This is a genomic window from Helicobacter canadensis MIT 98-5491 (genome assembly GCF_000162575.1).
Classification (GTDB): domain Bacteria; phylum Campylobacterota; class Campylobacteria; order Campylobacterales; family Helicobacteraceae; genus Helicobacter_D; species Helicobacter_D canadensis.
This window is the reverse complement of the sequence record NZ_CM000776.2, coordinates 745,458-764,229: the sequence shown is the minus strand read 5'-3', so window position 1 is coordinate 764,229 and position 18,772 is coordinate 745,458. Positions and strand designations below refer to the sequence as shown.

The 18,772-nt window shown below is 32.7% G+C and carries 17 protein-coding genes; 3 read left to right on the top strand and 14 right to left on the bottom strand.

The genetic code is table 11. The annotated features are described in order from the left end of the window. Positions 1-10: 10 nt before the first annotated feature. The 13 genes from HCAN_RS03855 to HCAN_RS03795 form a co-directional block, all read right to left on the bottom strand. The gene (locus HCAN_RS03855) at positions 11-1,042 is read right to left on the bottom strand and encodes an SLAC1 anion channel family protein (protein WP_006656818.1); all 1,032 of its coding nucleotides are present in this window, start codon (positions 1,040-1,042) and stop codon (positions 11-13) included. Positions 1,043-1,211: 169 nt separating this feature from the next. After that, a complete protein-coding gene (locus HCAN_RS03850; RefSeq protein WP_258554447.1) occupies positions 1,212-2,828 on the bottom strand; it encodes a cation acetate symporter in 1,617 nt (538 codons plus the stop codon). A 35-nt stretch (positions 2,829-2,863) separates the two neighbouring features. After that, complete coding sequence (locus HCAN_RS03845) at positions 2,864-3,205, bottom strand: DUF485 domain-containing protein (RefSeq protein ID WP_006655435.1); 342 nt, start codon at positions 3,203-3,205, stop codon at positions 2,864-2,866. Between the two features lie 293 nt (positions 3,206-3,498). After that, positions 3,499-3,915, bottom strand: coding sequence for a universal stress protein (locus HCAN_RS03840; protein WP_006655434.1), 417 nt, complete (start codon positions 3,913-3,915; stop codon positions 3,499-3,501). Between the two features lie 151 nt (positions 3,916-4,066). After that, positions 4,067-5,890, bottom strand: a complete 1,824-nt coding sequence (gene asnB / locus HCAN_RS03835; protein ID WP_006655433.1) for an asparagine synthase (glutamine-hydrolyzing) — start codon at positions 5,888-5,890, stop codon at positions 4,067-4,069. A gap of 1 nt (position 5,891) precedes the next feature. Beyond that, positions 5,892-7,994 (bottom strand): STT3 domain-containing protein, encoded by a 2,103-nt coding sequence (locus tag HCAN_RS03830; RefSeq protein WP_034556393.1) that lies wholly within the window; start codon positions 7,992-7,994, stop codon positions 5,892-5,894. Next, entirely contained in the window at positions 7,948-8,337 is a 390-nt protein-coding gene (rpsI, locus tag HCAN_RS03825) for a 30S ribosomal protein S9 (RefSeq protein ID WP_006655431.1), read from the bottom strand. Before rpsI ends, HCAN_RS03830 begins: the two co-directional genes overlap by 47 nt. A 9-nt stretch (positions 8,338-8,346) precedes the next feature. Further along, entirely contained in the window at positions 8,347-8,766 is a 420-nt protein-coding gene (rplM, locus tag HCAN_RS03820; protein WP_006655430.1) for a 50S ribosomal protein L13, read from the bottom strand. A gap of 110 nt (positions 8,767-8,876) precedes the next feature. After that, positions 8,877-9,572, bottom strand: coding sequence for an ABC transporter ATP-binding protein (locus tag HCAN_RS03815; RefSeq protein WP_006655429.1), 696 nt, complete (start codon positions 9,570-9,572; stop codon positions 8,877-8,879). Further along, the gene (locus HCAN_RS03810) at positions 9,559-10,332 is read right to left on the bottom strand and encodes an ABC transporter ATP-binding protein (RefSeq protein WP_006656816.1); all 774 of its coding nucleotides are present in this window, start codon (positions 10,330-10,332) and stop codon (positions 9,559-9,561) included. The genes HCAN_RS03815 and HCAN_RS03810 overlap by 14 nt, the downstream gene beginning before the upstream one ends. Further along, positions 10,332-11,531: a branched-chain amino acid ABC transporter permease gene (locus tag HCAN_RS03805; protein WP_006655427.1), complete on the bottom strand. Its 1,200-nt coding sequence runs from the start codon at positions 11,529-11,531 to the stop codon at positions 10,332-10,334. Before HCAN_RS03805 ends, HCAN_RS03810 begins: the two co-directional genes overlap by 1 nt. Positions 11,532-11,547: 16 nt before the next feature. Beyond that, complete coding sequence (locus tag HCAN_RS03800; RefSeq protein ID WP_006655426.1) at positions 11,548-12,447, bottom strand: branched-chain amino acid ABC transporter permease; 900 nt, start codon at positions 12,445-12,447, stop codon at positions 11,548-11,550. Positions 12,448-12,456: 9 nt separating this feature from the next. Further along, a complete protein-coding gene (locus HCAN_RS03795; RefSeq protein WP_006655425.1) occupies positions 12,457-13,560 on the bottom strand; it encodes an ABC transporter substrate-binding protein in 1,104 nt (367 codons plus the stop codon). Positions 13,561-13,820: 260 nt separating this feature from the next. On the opposite strand from HCAN_RS03795, the gene HCAN_RS03790 reads away from it, so the two are divergent. Continuing rightward, on the top strand, positions 13,821-14,939 hold the full coding sequence (locus tag HCAN_RS03790; RefSeq protein WP_006655424.1) for a pyridoxal-phosphate-dependent aminotransferase family protein: 1,119 nt from the start codon (positions 13,821-13,823) through the stop codon (positions 14,937-14,939). A gap of 3 nt (positions 14,940-14,942) precedes the next feature. Next, a complete protein-coding gene (locus tag HCAN_RS03785) occupies positions 14,943-15,995 on the top strand; it encodes an NAD-dependent epimerase (RefSeq protein ID WP_006655423.1) in 1,053 nt (350 codons plus the stop codon). A gap of 44 nt (positions 15,996-16,039) precedes the next feature. Here the strand turns inward: HCAN_RS03785 and HCAN_RS08330 are convergent, their stop codons facing one another. Then, a complete protein-coding gene (locus tag HCAN_RS08330) occupies positions 16,040-17,134 on the bottom strand; it encodes a methyl-accepting chemotaxis protein (protein WP_006656814.1) in 1,095 nt (364 codons plus the stop codon). A 228-nt stretch (positions 17,135-17,362) separates the two neighbouring features. Between HCAN_RS08330 and fumC the strand changes: the two genes are divergently transcribed. Then, the gene (gene fumC / locus HCAN_RS03775; RefSeq protein WP_006655421.1) at positions 17,363-18,754 is read left to right on the top strand and encodes a class II fumarate hydratase; all 1,392 of its coding nucleotides are present in this window, start codon (positions 17,363-17,365) and stop codon (positions 18,752-18,754) included. Positions 18,755-18,772: the final 18 nt, after the last annotated feature.

Sequence of the window (18,772 nt, the reverse complement as noted above, 5' to 3'; positions counted from 1 at the left end):
CAAGATTAACTCACTCTTCCATTACACAAACTTCTCTATTTTTAATCGCAATCAAAGTCCTAAAGCCAACAATTAGCACAATCGTAACACACAAAATTCCACCCAAAATTCCAAACATCTTATAAATAGCAGATCCACTTATATTATAAAGCTCTAAAGCACAAAGCGAAAAGGCAGCGATTGGAAAGGTAAAAGCCCACCACGAAAGAGCAAATTTTATATTTAGAAACACTTTAAAAATACTCGCCATTAAAAGAATAAAAAATAAAGCCACACTAAAACTAGCACTCGCAATGATATATAAATTTCCAATCGGAATAAAATCATTAAACATCAATAAAACATCAAGCCCAAAAATGCTAGGAGGGGCAATAAAAATAAAAAGGGTGGGAAGAAATTTTTGCGGAAGATTCTCACCAAAAATAAGCCTAAAAAGCAACCCAGCCCCCAAAAGAATCCAAAAGAAAGTTCCCATTCCAAAATAAAAAATTAAAACTTCGTGTCCTATAACCATATCCCCCAAGGCTAGATTTAATTTCATTCCCGCCAAAGGAACAATAAGATTACCCACTATAGGAATAAACCAAGCAGGACTTGCCATTTTTTGTTTCATTTCATTAATAAACCAATATTTCACCACATAAAGACTAAAAACAAGTTGCAATAAAGCTCCAACATAAAATAACGCTAAAGCAAACCAATCCGAAACAAAGGGTAAAATTAGTGTCAAAATTATCAATGTTGATACTGATACTGCTGCAAAAAAATTAATCTTAACAGGATGCTTTAATTCCTCAAAAAAAGCTTTTGGATATTTAACCATTTTTAGCCCATACAAAATAACTATCACAATAAATAGAATTACACTCACAATTACACACAGAATAGAAAGCCAACCAAAGGATTCTTGCAATTCAAAAATATCAATGCTTTTATTTACCACCAAAGATAAACCACCAACGCCCATTACAGAGGCAAAAAACATAATAGGAAAATGAAGTAACCAAAAATTTTCCTCTACAAACTCTTTATTTTCTTCCATAATTAACCTTTTAAAGAAATTATGGAAGTATATTCCAATTTACTTTAAACAAATGAGACAAAATCACCAAAACTTTTATCAATCATCTCGCATATAAAATAAAAATCTAAAAAAATAATGCCTTAAAACCGCACAAGAAAGATTCGAGCAAGGAAACCTTGCTTAGCTCTTAATGTGCAACCGCCTCACTAATCCCAACTCCACTTTGTGCTCTAAAATCTTGTGCTGCAAATCCTTCTTTGTCAATCTTAGCTCTTTGAGAATTATCAAGCTTAGAAATAATATAAATTAAAATAAAAGTAATCGGCATTGAAAAAATAGCAGGATGATCATAAGGAAAAATCGCTTCACTAAACCCAAAGCTTTTAATCCAAATACTAGGACTTAAAATCACCATCACTAACACTGAAACTAGCCCAATCAATCCTCCCCAAAAAGCACCCTTAGTTGTAAGATTCTTCCAATAAATACTTAAAAGCAAAATTGGAAAATTCACACTTGCTGCAATTGCAAAAGCAAGTCCAACCGTAAAGGCAACATTTTGCTTCTCAAAAATAATTCCAAGCAAAATCGCAAAAATTCCAATTCCAATAGTAGAAATTTTAGTAACTTTCATTTCTAACTTAGGATCACACACGCCATTTTTGCAAACATTCACAAACAAATCATGGCTAATAGCTCCCGCTCCAGAAATAGCCAATCCAGCTACTACTGCTAAAATAGTAGCAAAAGCAACTGCAGAAATAAAACCATAAAAAATATCTCCACCCAATACTTTTGCCAAAGTAATTGCAACCATATTAGTAATTCCATTAAAACTACCATCTGCATTGATAAATTGTGGATTTCCAAGCAAAAGTGCGATTGCCCCAAAACCAATAATAAAAGTTAAAATATAAAAATACCCCATTAATCCAGTGGCATAAAAAACTGATTTTCTTGCTTCTTTGGCATCTTTTACCGTGAAAAATCTCATCAAAATATGAGGCAATCCAGCTGTCCCAAACATTAAAGCAAGTCCTAAAGAAACAGCCGAAATAGTATCAGGCAAGAATCCGCCAGGCAACATTATTTTTTCTCCCTGCAAATGATTCTGTATAGCTTGATTAAAATAATAGCTCAAATCAAACTTAGTAAGGTATAAAATCATAATCGCCATAAAAGTCGCACCACCTAGCAATAAAATCGCTTTTATAATTTGAACCCAAGTGGTAGCATGCATTCCCCCAAAGGTAACATAACAAATCATCAAGATTCCTACAATAATCACTGCAGCTCCATAAGGAAGCCCAAAAAGAATCTGAATAAGTTGTCCTGCACCAACCATCTGTGCAATGAGATAGAAAACAATAACACTCAAAGCAGAAACCGCTGAAATAATCCGAATGGGTTTTGATTCTAAGCGATAGGCAGTAATATCTGCAAAAGTAAATTTACCCAAATTTCTAAACTTTTCTGCTATCAAAAAAAGAATAATGGGCCAACCTGCTAAAAATCCTATAGAATAAATCAAGCCATCAAATCCATTAGTAAAAACTAATGCTGTAATCCCTAAAAAACTAGCCGCACTCATAAAATCACCAGCAATCGCTGTCCCATTTTGCATTCCCGTAATATTTCCACCAGCGGTATAAAAGCCACTCGCACTTTGACTTTTTTTGTTAGAATAATATGTAATCCCAAGCGTAGCTAATACAAAAATTAAAAACAATGTTACTGCAATAGGATTAAATTCTGATAACACAACATTATCCATATCAAATCCTGCGCCAAAACTTACACCCATTAACACAAAAAAGATTCCAAAAAATTTTTTCATTTTCACTCCTTTATCTTCCCGTTTTTTAAATCTTCTAATGCTCCGCTTTTTTCTAAATCCTCTATTACTTCTTTTTGTATTTTGTCAAAATACCAATTTGCAAAAAAAGTATAAAGTCCTGTAGCAACAACACACAAAACAATTAAAAAAATTCCAAGAATAATCCCCAAAGTAATGGCACTAGGACCAACTCGGTAACCCAAAACTTCTGGAAAAATCCCAATGCTTAGCAAAAAAGCATAGTAGCAAACCAAAACAATCAAAGACAATATTAAGCTCACTTTATTTCTAAAAGCCACAAAGTTTTTGAATCTCTGGATTGATTCTAAATATTTTTGTTCCATTTATTATCCTTTATTACAAAGTTCATATAAATGTTACAAAAAAACTCAAAAATATTAAAACAATTTTAAATATTTCAATAAAAATGGAACATTTATTTTTACTAAAAGTAACATTTAATAATTATATGTATATTTTAGTAACATTATAATTCTTAAAATATTTTTTAATACACAATATAACCCAATGAACTAATACAAAATAAATAAAATATGAGAAATAAACAAAAAGTTAGGGGGAAAAATGCACCAAGAATCAAAGATTCTTGGAAATTAATAATGGTATAATCTAAAAATTATTTAACAATAAGAATTGGAATGGGTGATTTTTGTGAAAAGTCATTTTGATTGGTAGAAAAGATTTTATTCCAAAAACTCTCTTCACTTTGACCAATAACAAGCAAATCAAAGTCTTTAGCATAATTCAATACTTCTGAAACTGCTTCACCTTCTAACAACTCCTGTTTAATATTAATGCCTTTATTAGTAAAAATTGCACTAAAATCTTCTAACAATCGATCGCTTTCCTCATTTTCTTTTTTTTCAATATCCTCATACGCTGCCAATGCGGCTTCACCATAAAGCATAATAGGCGTTTTAACATGAATGATAGTGATCGTGCAATCTTCTCTATCTCCAAAAAAATCTACAACAAATTCTGCTGCTTTTTGACAAGCCTTAGTGTCATCAACCGCAAATAAAATCTTTTTCATCCAAATAACTCCTTTGTTTTTTTAAGATTCTAACATAAAAAAAGTAATTTTAACCTCTGCTAAAATTTTATACACAATAATCCCTTAAAAATGAGAATTAAAAAAAATCAAGCTTCAAAACTTAACTTCCACCACATATTACAAAAACAGCCTAATATTCTAAATATTTTTGATACCACACTTCCAATGCAAATAAACTCCACAGCATTTTAGCCCGCTTCTCACTAGGGATTTTAGAACCAAAGCAAATCTCATCCATCTCTTTTTTAGAGAGAAATTGATCACTAATTCTTGATTTTTGCAAAACCTGTAGAATAATTTCTTTTAATTCTCCATTAACCCATTGTTTTAGTGGCACTTCAAAGCCTCTTTTTGGGGCATTATAGACTTCTGCATCTAAATATTTTTTTGCCAAAAGCCGCAAAAGGTATTTGGTTTTTTTGCCTTTAATTTTTAAAGAATCATCCAAAGTAGGAGCAAATTCTACTAGCATTTTAGAAAGAAAAGGGGAGCGACCCTCAAGTGAATTTGCCATTGTAGCAATATCCATCTTAGGCAATAAATCACTTAATAAAAGAGATTGCGAATCTAATAAAAGCATTTGTGAAAGCGGAGAAATTTTAGAGCAAAAAACTGATTCTAAATCTCGATTAAAAGAATCATTTAAACGAGTTTCAAAACTAAAATATCCTTCAAAAATATCCGTTGTTGCACTTAAATAATACGATTTAAAATCTTTTTGGTAATTTCGTGCCATTTGCAAAAGACGATAGAAATAATTATAAAGCGATTTTTTTTCTCTAGGTTTAGGGAATAACCCTAAAGCCCCACCTAAAGCTTTGATTTTTGGGATAAGTAAATGCCCAACATAACGCCGATAACCTCCAAAAAGCTCATCTGCTCCATCGCCATTTAAAATTACACTTAAATATTTTTTTGCCTCTCTTGCGACATAATAGCTAGGAATCGCCGAGCTATCCGCAAAAGGTCTCCCATAATTTTGCAAAATCTTAAAAATATCATGCTTCAAATCCGTGCTAATCTTTAAAGTCGTATGATGAGTATGGTATCTCTTTGCTGTCATTTCTGCTAAGCTACTCTCATCATAAGCTCCTTCAAACGCAATAGTAAAGGTGCGTAAATTAGGATTTATCTCACTAGCTAAAGCCACAATTAATGAACTATCAATCCCACCACTTAAAAATGCTCCTACTTCTAAATCAGAAGACAAAAGTCTATTTTTTATACTTTGTTTTAATAACACTTCACAAGCTTCTAAAGATTCTTGCAAATTTTTTTGTTTAGGTTTTTCATAAATTGCTTTTAAATCAAAATAACTCCAAATCTCTAAATGATGACTTGCTAAATCATAAATTCCATAATGTCCATTAGGCAAAGAAAAAGCATCTCTATAAGGAGTGCCATCTTGATAAAAAAACCCACTTTGCAAAAAAAAGGCTAAAGAATCTCTATCTAACTCCATTTTTTTTATTCCAAGCAAAGTGTTTAATTCACTTGCAAAGCCAAATGATTCTGCTTTTTTATAACAAAAAAGTGGCTTTTTTCCCATTCTATCGCGTGCTAAAATTAACTTTTGCGCTTTCCTATCAAAGATCACAAATGCAAACATTCCATCTAATTTATCCAAAAAATCTATGCCATAATGCAAATACAAAGCCAAAATTGTCTCGGTATCACTATGAGTTTTAAAAGCACAAGAAAGCTCTTTTCTTAACTCCATATGATTATAAATCTCACCATTAAAAACAATACTCAAATGCTCTAGATTCATAGGCTGATTAGATTCTTCGCTTAAATCTTGAATGCTTAATCTTGCGTGAAAAAACTGCAAAAATCCGCCCTTTGTCATTTCCTCTAGCATCCCTTTTGCATTAGGTCCTCTATGAGACATTAGAGAATAAACTTTGTCTAAAGACATTTTAGGCATATTAAGACTTCCAGCAATTCCACACATTTTATTCCTTTGGTATTTGATAAATTAAAACACTCTCATTTTCAAAAACTAAATTCATAACAGGATTATTTTTAAAAACTAGCCATTGTATCAAATTACTTTGTAAATAATCAAAATCCATAACAAATTGCCTATCTTCAAAAATAAGCTTAGCTGCTAAAGCCCCATTTTGAATCTTTTTTAAATAAAAATCTTTAAAAAATATATCTTCTTCTTTTGTTTTTAAGCTTGTTTTCTCATACAAAAAAATCCCTTCTTTGATTCTCTCTCCACTTTCTAAATCTACATTTCTAAAGCCATTAATATTGGCTATCAAATACAACATTTTCTTAGGCAAGATCCAATAAACTTCTCCTTTAGGGTAATCACTAAGTCTAAAGCGATCTAAAGTTAACTGTCTCAAAAAATTCTGTGGTGTCTGATTTGATTCTTTTAAAACAATTTCAAAAATCTGATTCCACTGACTTTTTGGAATCTCTTGCATTTTTTGTGCTAAAAGCAAGGAAAGATTCTTAGCTAAAATAGCTGAATGACTGAGCAAAATTTCTGCAATTGGATAATTCACAATCCCAGAATGACGCCCTCCGTGAAGCAGCGTTTGTGCTTGTGTAAAATATTCTAAGGCATAACCATAATCCCACCATACAAAAGCAACATCTTGTGAGTTAAAAGACAACGCCCTCAATCCCTCTATTTCTTGAGCTTTTAAAATAGGTTTTGGAATAATATATTCCAAATTTGCCACCCAAATAGCTAATATTCCTGCAAAAATAAGGAGAGTAATTTTTAAAAATCTCCGAATAATCTCCAAAAATCCAACCACCAACAACACGCACCCTAAAGCCAAAATAGGCGATAAGAAAAAACTAAACCGCACCCCAAGCTTCAAAGCAGCAAAACCTAGCAACAAAAAAGGAAATAAAAAAATACACAAATAAATAAAATTCTTTCTCACAAGAGAGTAATAAAATCCAAACCCAACAAATCCAATTAACCCTAAGAAAAATAACCCTACCCCTCCGCTTCTTTGCATCAAAGTTGTAAAATTCGCTTTGCTTGTCTCTAAGATACTTTCCACCACAGAAGCATAAATAAAAGTTTTAGAATATTGAATCTCACCAAATAAATAAGCCTTTAGTTGTGCAATCATCGGATTAAAAAGCCCAAAAAAATACGCATAAACACAAGCAATACAAAAAACCACCCAAGATATTTTTGATTTTTCAAAATAAAAAACCACTAATGCTAACAATAAAACAAAAAAACCATAAGAAGAAGGGGTTAAAATAATTAAAAAAAGGCTAGAAATTAGTAAAATTGGACTTTTAGTGTGCTTAAAAACAAGAATATTAAAGATTTCATAACCCACATATAGCAAAAACCCAGCCAACAAGAGATTTTGGATTCCACTATGCCAACCAACCGATAAAAAAGCAACGATACTAAAAAAAAACAAAAAGTAAAATTGTCTTTTTATAAGATATTGCCAGAGACAAAAAATCGCTAAAAGTGGTAAAGAGAGTATCAACATATCCGTATCAAAATATCCCACACCATTGCGTTGATAAAAATGTGGAGACAATACCCCAAAAAATGCCCCCAAAAAAGCAAAAATTTGATTAGCCTTTTGCGTGAGAATCGCTAAATATTCCAAAACTTCAAAAATCACAAAATACAACACCACGCCAAAACTAGCACTCAAAAAAACACTACTCCATACTAGCACATTATCAAGCCCAAAAATTTTTGCCAATATTCCACCCAAAACTGATAAATAAGGCAAATTAAAATTGAAAGTTTCCAAGAATTCTTTTGCACCCTTGGCATAAAAATAAGAATCATAAGAAGTAAGTATCAAGGTATTTTCAAAAAAATTTTGAGAATCTTTTAAAAAAGCTAAATAATCAAAATAATGAAATAAAAGCGGTAATAAAAAAATAATAAAAAGTAAAACGAAGTGCCAAAAAAATGAATGAGAAGTTAATCTGATAAAAAGCTGATTTTTCAAATTTCTAAAAGAAAAGGAGATAAAATCCAAGCCAAAGCTTGGAAGTTGATTATCTTTTTGAAAATTGAGGACTTCTTCTTGCTTTTCTTTTTCCATATTTTTTGCGTTCAACAACTCTTGAATCTCGTGTAAGCAAACCTTTTGGCTTAAGAATAGCACGGAAATTTGTATCATAAGTAACCAATGCTTTTGAAATTCCATGTCGCAATGCTTCTGCTTGTGCAGAATAACCACTTCCCATTGTTGTTGCTACAATATCCACACTCTTTTCTTGTTTAGTAAGAAGTAATGGCTGCATTACTTTCATTTTAATAGCCTCATGACCACCTAACCAATCATTCAAATTCATTCCATTAATACTAAGTTTTCCACTTCCTGAAGTTAGCCATACTTTAGCAATTGCTGTTTTTCTTTTTCCTGTTGCATAAATCTTTGCCATTTTCTATCCTTACTTTGATACTTGTGCAGTGTGAGGGTGATTTGAATCACAATAAACTTTAAGCTTCTTAATCATTGCTCGACCCAATTTTGTTTTAGGGAGCATACCGCGAACGGCTAATTTATAAAGTTTTTCTGGGTGTTTTTCTAGCATTTCTTTAAGTGTTTTAGATTTTGTGCTTCCAAAATAACCAGAATGTGTAAAGTATTCTTTATCATCTAGCTTCATACCGCTAAATTTTGCTTTAGGTGCATTAATAACAACGACAAAATCGCCACAATCTACATTTGGAGTATAGCAAGGCTTATGCTTCCCTCTTAATAATGTCGCAACCTCTGTAATAAGTCGTCCAAAAGTCTTTCCTTCTGCATCAAGCACAATCCACTCGCGTTTGATTTCATTGGCTTTTGCCATTTTGGTAATATTCATTGCGTTACCTTTTATATAAAATTCATTGATTAAAGCTTGAAATTATAATCAAAAAATATTAATTTTTACTTAAATTAAGTTTTATTTAATTAAATTATTATTTCTTTTTATTAACCGCCCAAATAGAGCTTTTTAATCTCTGGATTTTGCAAAATCTCTTTTGCATCACCGCCCATTGTAATCTTACCATTTTCAAGCACATAAGCTCTATTGGCGACTTTCAAAGCAGCAAAGGCATTTTGTTCTACTAACAAAATTGTAATTCCATTCTCCCTTAAATTACTAATAATTTCAAAAAGTTCTCCCACTACTTTAGGCGCTAATCCAAGGCTTGGTTCATCAAGCATTAGAAGCTTTGGCTCACTCATTAATGCTCTAGCAATGGCAAGCATTTGCTGCTCTCCACCACTCATTGTGCCCGCCATTTGTTTATAACGCTCTTTTAAGCGGGGAAAGAGAGAATACATTTTCTCTTTCATTGCTAGAAAATTTTCATCATTATTATAAGCACCCATTCTTAAATTTTCATCCACACTAAGATTGACAAAAATATGCCTTCCTTCTGGGACAAGTGCAATTCCTCGCTGAATAATTTTGTGAGTAGGAATATTTGAAATATCTGCTCCAAAAAAATAAACTTTTCCTTTGGTTTTAACACTATGGACAATGCCATTTAAAGTGGAAGTTTTTCCTGCACCATTACTTCCAATAAGCGTAATAATTTCGTGCTCTTCAATATGAAAATTAATCCCTTTTAATCCGGCAATCAAGCCATAATAAACTTCTAGATTCTCAATTTTTAGCATAATAATCCCCTAAATATGCAGCAATCACTTGCTTATCATTAATCGCTTCTTGGGGTGTTCCGCTAAAAAGCTTTTTACCATAATCCAATACTAATACTTCAGAACATAGTTTATTAACAAAAGGCATATCGTGTTCAATTAGCAACACACTCAAATTAAAATCTTTTTTCATTTTTAAGATTAGCTCACACAATTCTTCAGTTTCTTTTGGATTCATCCCTGCAGCAGGCTCATCTAGCAAAAGCATTTTAGGATTAGTAGCTAGTGCTCTTGCAATCTCAACCTTACGGCTATTTCCATAACTTAAGGAATTAGCTGGTAAATTAATTTTATCTCCAAGCCCTAAATATTCTAGCAATTCAATCGCTTTATTTTTGATTCTCTTTTCTTCTTTAAAATATCTACCCACTCTAAACATCGCTTCAAAAAAACTATATTTTGCCTCATTGTGCAATCCAATTAAAACATTTTCTAACACACTCATTGAAGCAAAAAGCCGAATATTTTGAAAAGTTCTTGCTATACCAAGATTTACAATGGCATTAGGTTTAAATTGAGAAATATTTCGCCCACAAAAGGATACTTTACCACTTGTGGGTTTATAATTAGCAGTGATGATATTAAACATTGTGGTTTTACCTGCACCATTTGGACCAATTAGCCCAAAAATCGTGTTTTCTTTTACTTCAAAGCTTACATTATCAATCGCCTTTAATCCGCCAAAAGCAATGCTTACATTCTCTAATTCTAGTAATGCCATCACGCTCTCCTGCCAAAGATTCCAAAAAATCTAGGTTTCAAATCCCATATTTCTTTTTTACCCATAATTCCTTCTCTTGCAAAAAGCATAATAATAAGTAAAATAAGGGAGAAAAAGACCATTCTTAATCCCGGATAAGTTCCAAAATCTGTCCCAAAAAATACTAAAGGCTGATCTAAAAACCTAAGCCACTCTCCTCCACCAATAACCAAAATTGCACCTAAAATTGCACCACTTGTGCTACCAAGTCCGCCAAGCACAATGATAATTAAAAGCTGGAAAGTTAATTCAAAACCAAAAATTTTAGGATCAATAGTGGTTAATAAAACTGCCATTAATCCACCACCAACCCCTTCTAAAAATGCACTAGTAGAAAAAGCAAAAGTCTTGATTTTAAAAGTATTAATGCCCATTGCAATTGCTGCATCTTCATCATCTCTGACTGCCTTCATTGCTCTACCATATTTAGAAGACACAACCTGCAAAATTAAAATAACTGCCGCCGCTGCTAAAATGCCACTCCAAAAAAGCACGGTAATATCCGCACCATTTTCAAAAGAATGTTTATAGATGAATGCTAAAGACTCTTTAAGGAATTCTGGAAGACTTGGAGAAGCTATCCAACCTTGCATTAAATTTCGCAATCCACCCACTACAGAATCAGCATTATTAGGAATCTCATTTAATCCAATAGCGCCATTAGTCCATTCAGGATTATTGATTGCCAAAATTTTAATAATAAATCCAAAACCTAAAGTTACAATAGCCAAATAATCGCCTCTTACTCTAAAGACAGGAAAAGCAAGTAAAATAGCAATAAAAGCCGCTACCAATCCGCTACAAAGCAAGGCAGGAAGCAATTCACTATTCATACTTAAAATGAAAGGATGCGGATCAGCTAAATCAAACATTCCAAGCTTTGAATCCTCATCTAAAAGCATTAAAGCTGTAATATAAGCTCCAATCGCCACAAATCCATTAGGTTCCAAAGAAAGCTGCCCAGTTACTCCATTAATCAAGTTATAACTCACAGCAAGAATGATAAAAATCAAAATGTTATTAAAGATTCTTAAAACATAATCATTCAAAAAACATTGTGCTAAAAATAAAACTATAATTACGCCAATATAAAGCAAAAAATGCCCACCTAAAGTCGCACTTGTAGGGTTAGAATCATAAAATCTTTGCCATTTACTCATTACCTTAAATCCCCTATTAAAAACGACTTTTTTCTAAACGCCAATCGCCCATAATTCCAACCGGTCGAAAAAGCAAGACAAGAATTAAAAACAAAAACGCAAAAGCATCTTTGTATCCTCCAAGTTCCGGAAATACAGCCACTGCCATTACTTCAGTAAAACCTAAAATAAATCCACCAAGCACCGCACCGCCCACACTTCCAATTCCACCTAAAACCGCCGCCGCAAAAGCTTTTAAACCAATCATAATTCCCATTAATGGATCGATAGTAGGATAAGAAATAGCATAAAAGATTCCACCAATCCCCGCTAAAGCACTTCCAATAACAAAAACAAGTCCAATAATATTATTTACATTAATACCCATTAATCGCACCGTATTAATATCAAATGCAGTAGCTCTAATAGCCATTCCCTGCTTTGTCCGATACAAAAACTGCAATAATGCAACCAACAAAATCAAGGTTACTATTGGAACAATGATTGTAATATAAGTGATGCTAATATTAGAAAAATTAAAGGTTTTTGCAAAAAACTCAGGGGAACTAAAAAAACGCGGAGTTGATCCAAATAACACATTAAAAAGATTCTCTAAAAAGAAACTAACACCAATGGCAGTAATTAGCATAGAGATTCTAGGTGCAGAACGCAAAGGCAAATAAGCCACTCTATCAATCCCCACTCCTAAAATCATACAAATTACGACTGCAAAAATAACTGAAGCATAAAAGGGTAACCCAAGTGAGCTTACAGCAAAAAAGCTTAAAAATGCCCCAACCATAATAATATCAGCGTGAGCAAAGTTAATCAAACGCAAACACCCATAAACCATAGTATAACCAATGGCTATGAGCGCATACATACTCCCTAGGCTAAGCCCATTAATACATTGCTGCACAAAAGTCAAAATATCCAAAATATTGCCTTATGGTTCAATTGTTGTTTTATAAACTAATTTACCATTTTGGATTTGATTGATAACAGCACTGCGGATTGCCTCACCATTTTGAAGTGAAAATTTACCGCTAATTCCTTCATAATCTTTTACATTACGAATCTTATCATTAATGCACACTCTATCTTGAGCTCCACATTCTTCAATAGCCGCCACTGCTATTCCATAAGCATCTGCAAGCATAGCACTAAAAGTGCTTACAGGTTCATTGTAAGTGGCTTCATATTCTTTGATAAACGCCTCGCCTTTGGGTGTCTGTTTAGAACTTGTAGAATAATAATCTGTTACCATATAACCTTCACCTGCTTCCTTTGCTACATCAAAAAAGATTTGATTAGAAACTAACCCATCACCACCAATTGTAGGAATTGAAATTCCAAGTTGTTTGGCTTGTAAAGCAATCAAAGCACCTTCATTGTAATAAATTGGCAAATATAAAACATCAGGATTAGCCGCCTTAATGCTTGAAAGTTGCGCTTTAAAATCTTTAGTTCCTGCTTGAGCATTGGTTTCAATTACAATTTGTCCGCCGAGTTTTTTAAATTGATTTCTAAAAGCTTTTGTTAGCCCTATAGAGTAATCACTACTATTGTCAAATAAAATTGCTGCTTTCTTTGCACCCAAATCTTTAAAGGCTAAGTTTGCTGCTATGATTCCTTGAAAACTATCCGCAAAAGAGATTCTTGAAACAAATTTTTTGCCCTTTGTTACTCTATCATTAGTTGCAACTGGCGCAATAAGTGGAGTTTGATTATCATCAGCAATCTTTGTCATAGCAAGTGCATTGGTTGAAATCATAGGACCAATAACAACGCTCACTTTATCGCTAGAAACTAACTTTTGCATCGCATTAGCCGATTCAATTTTATCGCTTTTATTATCCACAAAAACAATAGTGATAGTATCACCATTTTTGGTTTTATTTTGTGCTTTATAGGCAAGATCAATTCCACGCTTACCAAGCTCACCAAACCCGCCAACAGCACCACTAACAGGCAATACAACACCAATTTTAACTTCTTCTGCAAACATAAAGCTACCTACTAAAGCCATTGATAAAAAAATCTTTTTCATTTAAACAACTCCCAAAATATTTTTAAAAGTTCTTATTGTAAAAAGCCTTACTTTAAAATATTCTTTAAAAAATATAAAGTTAAGCTTATTTTATTTAAAAAGTCGCAATTCTATGATATTTTTGCTTAATTTTTTTCATTTGCAATAATTTTTAAGCTTTATATAAATTCTAGAGTTTCATTGTTATTTCTTTAAAACTCTCTTTAAAATTTATTGGTATAATTTTGCATTTTATACTCTATTTTCTAAGGACATAAAGCATGTTACTTTTTACCCCAGGACCTACTCCTACTCCAGAATTTGTGCGTCTTGCAATGAGTGCTCCAACCATTCATCATCGCACACAAGAATTTGAAGAAATTTTTGCTACCACAAGGAATCTTCTTAAAGAAATGCTAAAAACACAAGAAGTTTTAATGCTTGCAAGCTCGGGAAGTGGTGCAATGGAAGCGTGTGTAACTTCACTTTGCGAAAACAAACTTCTTAGTATCAATAGTGGAAAATTTGGAGAAAGATTTGGAAAAATCGCCAATAGCTTTGGTATCCCTTGCGTTGAAATCAAAAATCCATGGGATATTCCTGCAAGTCTAGATTCGGTAATGGAAGCCTTAAACAATAATCCTGAAATTGATGCTTTTTGCATTCAAGCGTGTGAGAGTGCAGGTGGATTGAGACATCCTTATGAGATTATTGCTAAAGCTATTAAAGACTTTAACCCTGAAATTATGGTTATTGTTGATGGAATAACAGCTATGGGAGTAGAACCCCTTGATGTTAGTTGTGTTGATGCACTCATTGGCGGTTCACAAAAAGCTTTTATGCTTCCTCCTGGTATGAGTATTATAGGACTTAGTCAAAAAGCCATCGAAAAAATAGAAAGACGCAATGTGGGATTTTATTTTAATCTTAAAACAGAACTTAAAAATCAAATCAAAAATACCACGGCTTGGACAGCACCAACAACTATTATTATAGGGCTTTGTGCATTTTTACAAGAAGCAAAAAAAATTGGCTTTGAGAATATCTACCAAGATACCAAAGCAAGATCTCTTGCGTGTGATATGGCATTAGAAGGAATTAATCTAAAAATCTACCCTACAATACCAGCCCTTGCAATGACTACAATTGCAGATGAGCAAAGCGATGAAATTAGAAAGATTCTTAAAAATGAATTTTCTGTTAATGTCGCGGGAGGACAAGATCATCTAAAAGGCAAGATCTTTAGAATTAACCATATGGGAATGGTGCCTTTAAGTGAAATTTCTTGGGTTATTAATGCAATCGAACTTAGTCTTGAAAAACTTGGGCGACGCAAATTCAATGGCTTTGCCAATCAAATTTTCTTAGAACAATATTATAAAATCAAAAATCAAGGGTAAAAAATGAAAATCTTAGTTACAGGAACAGCAGGATTTATTGGTTCATTTCTTGCATTAAGACTCCTTCAAAGAGGAGATGAAGTAATTGGGCTTGACTGCATTAATGATTATTATGATGTTAGAATCAAATATGGTAGGCTTAAAAATGCCGGAATCTCTCAAGAAAAAATTTCATACAATACTCTTATCCAAAGTGAAAAATACCCCAATTATCGCTTTATTAATTTAAAATTAGAAGATAGAGAAAATCTTTTTTCACTTTTTAAAAATGAGAAGTTTGATAAGGTTTGCAATCTTGCTGCACAAGCTGGAGTGCGTTACTCTTTAGTTAATCCATATGCTTATATTGATAGTAATATCGTAGGTTTTGTGAATATTTTAGAAGCTTGCAGACATCATAATATCAAACATTTAGCCTATGCTTCAAGCTCTTCAGTCTATGGACTTAATGAATCAATGCCCTTTAGCACAAGCGACAATGTAGATCACCCTATTAGTCTTTATGCAGCAAGCAAAAAAAGTAATGAGCTAATGGCTCACACTTACTCCTATCTTTTTAATCTTCCTACAACTGGATTACGATTTTTTACCGTTTATGGTCCTTGGGGTCGTCCTGATATGGCATTATTTCTCTTTACTAAGGCTATTTTGGAAGGCAAGGCTATTGATGTTTTTAATCATGGAGAAATGCTAAGAGATTTTACTTATATTGATGATATTGTAGAGGGAGTTGTAAGAGTGATTGATAATATCCCTACTCCAAATCCACAATGGAATGGAAAAAATCCTGATCCCCATAGCTCAAAAGCTCCTTACAAAATCTATAATATTGGTAATAATAATCCCATCAAACTGATGGATTTTATTGAAGCCATTGAGAAAGAAGTTGGGAAAGTTGCTAAGAAAAATATGCTTCCTTTGCAGCCTGGGGATGTCCCTGCGACTTATGCTAATGTTGATGATCTAGTTAGTGAACTAAACTATAAACCTAACACTTCCATTCAAACAGGAATTAAAAACTTTGTAAAATGGTATCGAGAATTTTTTGAAGTCTAATTTTAAATCTCTCTTTAATCGAGAGATTTAAAGATTAATCTAAATTAAAGAGTTGCACTCTTTTCTGCAGCAAGATTATCAAGGTATTTCACTACATTGTTACTTTCAATTTCTGCCTGTTTGAAATATTTACTAATTTCTTCCATACAATCTTTAGTTCCACCATGGCTTTTCATAACTTCATAACCCGCAATAATATTATCATGAACACCTTGATGTGGTGCTTCAATAAGTGGATAACTAGGCAATGTAGAATAATTTTCTTTTCCATTTCCACTATCATACCATTTACCCAAACGACAATCATGATGACCAACAAACTTAACTTCCATATCTTCAGTAAAGATAGCACTATAACCATTAATCTTAAAAAGCAAGTGATCAAGCTTAACAAGCCCTATAAAAGTTGTAGTTAAAATTTGTTGTGTTCCTTGACTAATTTGAGCTGCTGAACTTTGAATTTTTTCTAAAGTTTCATTTTGTGTCCCCAAAACTTCCATTTCTTTAATAATTTCATCGGTAGAAGTTTGCACTTCTGAGAAGTTTTGTTGCACCACTTGAATATTCATCTCAATTTCTTTGGTTGCTTTTTGTGTGCGTTCTGCCAATTTTCTAACCTCATCAGCAACAACCGCAAAACCTCTTCCGTGTTCCCCTGCCCTTGCTGCTTCAATAGCGGCATTTAATGCAAGGAGATTGGTTTGATCAGAAATATCGGTAATAAGAGAAATAACACTAGAGATAGCTGTAAAGTCATTTTGCACTTGTGTAATCATGTTATTAAAATCAGAAAGTTTGGCTGTCATATTTGAAAGACCTTCAATCATAACACTTTGAGTTTGAGTTGTATGTTTAATATTCTCAGTCGCAAAATCTTTAGCACTATAGAGTAAATCCACAGATTTAGCAAAATCATCTTGTAAAGTTTTAAGATTTGTGCTACAGCTTTTTGCTAACCCTAAAGTCATATCTTTAAAAATTTTAATGTCATCGTTGCTATGCTCTTCACTTTTAGTGCTTGTCTCAATTTGCTCCTGCAAACTTCTTTTTTCCTCTTGTAATCTTTGAATTTCAGCTTTTAAAAGCCTATTTTCCTCCAATGCTTTTTGTAATTCCGCTTTACATTTCCCATCAAACATTAACAATTCTCCTTAAATAAAAATACTTTGCACCCTTAAAAAATCTTTAAAGATACCACCAAATACGCTTGGATTTATAGATTTTAACTAATGTTTAATTAAAATAGTTTTAATCACTCATTAAGTTCCAAATTTAATAAGTTAAATAATTTTTAACAAAATTTCTAAGCAAATTTTATAGATTTTTTGGATTTAATATTAGCACTATTTTAAATTTTGGAGTTTAATATGGATTACAGAATCGAACATGACACAATGGGTGAAGTTAAAGTTCCTAATGATAAATACTGGGGTGCACAAACACAACGAAGTTTTGAAAATTTTAAAATTGGGATTGAAAAAATGCCAAAAGAGCTTATTTGTGCTTTTGCTAATCTCAAAAAGTCTCTTGCAATTGTTAATTGCAAACTTAAAAAATTACCAGAAGACAAAAAAAATGCCATTACTCAAGCGTGTGATGAAATTATCGCGGGTAAATTTGATGATAATTTCCCACTAGCAATTTGGCAAACTGGCTCTGGAACACAAAGTAACATGAATCTTAATGAAGTTATTGCCAATCGTGCCACAGAAATTTTAGGGGGTGATTTTAGAAAAGAAAAACTTATCCACCCAAATGATCATGTTAATATGTCTCAAAGCTCTAATGACACTTTTCCAACTGCAATGAGCATAGTCGCTGTTACACAAGTAGAGAAAAAATTGATTCCTGCAATTGATACACTTATAAATACCTTTAAACAAAAAGTGGAAGATTTTAAAGACATTATTAAAATTGGTAGGACACATTTACAAGATGCAACTCCACTAACTTTAGGTCAAGAATTTAGTGGTTATCTCTCTATGCTAGAGCATTCTAAAGCCCAAATTCTTTCTTCTTTACCTACCTTAAGGGAATTAGCCATTGGTGGAACAGCCGTTGGAACAGGTCTTAATGCACATCCACAATTAAGCGAAATGGTAAGTGAAGAATTAAGCCAACTATTAGGCACAAAATTTGTTTCTAGTCCCAACAAATTTCACGCCCTAACAAGCCACGATGCTATTAACTTCACTCATGGCGCAATGAAAGGCTTAGCTGCTAATTTAATGAAAATTGCCAATGATATTCGTTGGCTTGCAAGTGGTCCTAGATGCGGTCTTGGAGAAATTAATATCCCCGAAAATGAACCTGGAAGCTCTATAATGCCCGGCAAAGTTAATCCTACGCAATGTGAAGCTATTACAATGGTAGCCGTGCAAGTTATGGGTAATGATGCAACCATTGGTTTTGCAGCAAGTCAAGGTAATTTTGAACTTAATGTCTTTAAGCCTGTTATTATCTACAACTTCCTTCAAAGCCTTGATTTACTAGCCAATTCAATCCTTTCTTTTAATGTTCATTGCGCTACTGGAATCACTGCTAATAAAGAAAAAATTGATTATAATTTACACAATTCATTAATGTTAGTAACTGCCTTAAATCCACACATTGGATATGAAAATGCCGCCAAAGTAGCTAAAAATGCTCACAAAAAAGGAATCTCACTTAAAGAAAGTGCTAAAGAATTAGGATTAGTTAGCGAAGAAGATTTTAATCAATATATTGATCCTAGCAAAATGATTGGACCTAAAGCTTAAAATTTAAGGGATTATTCC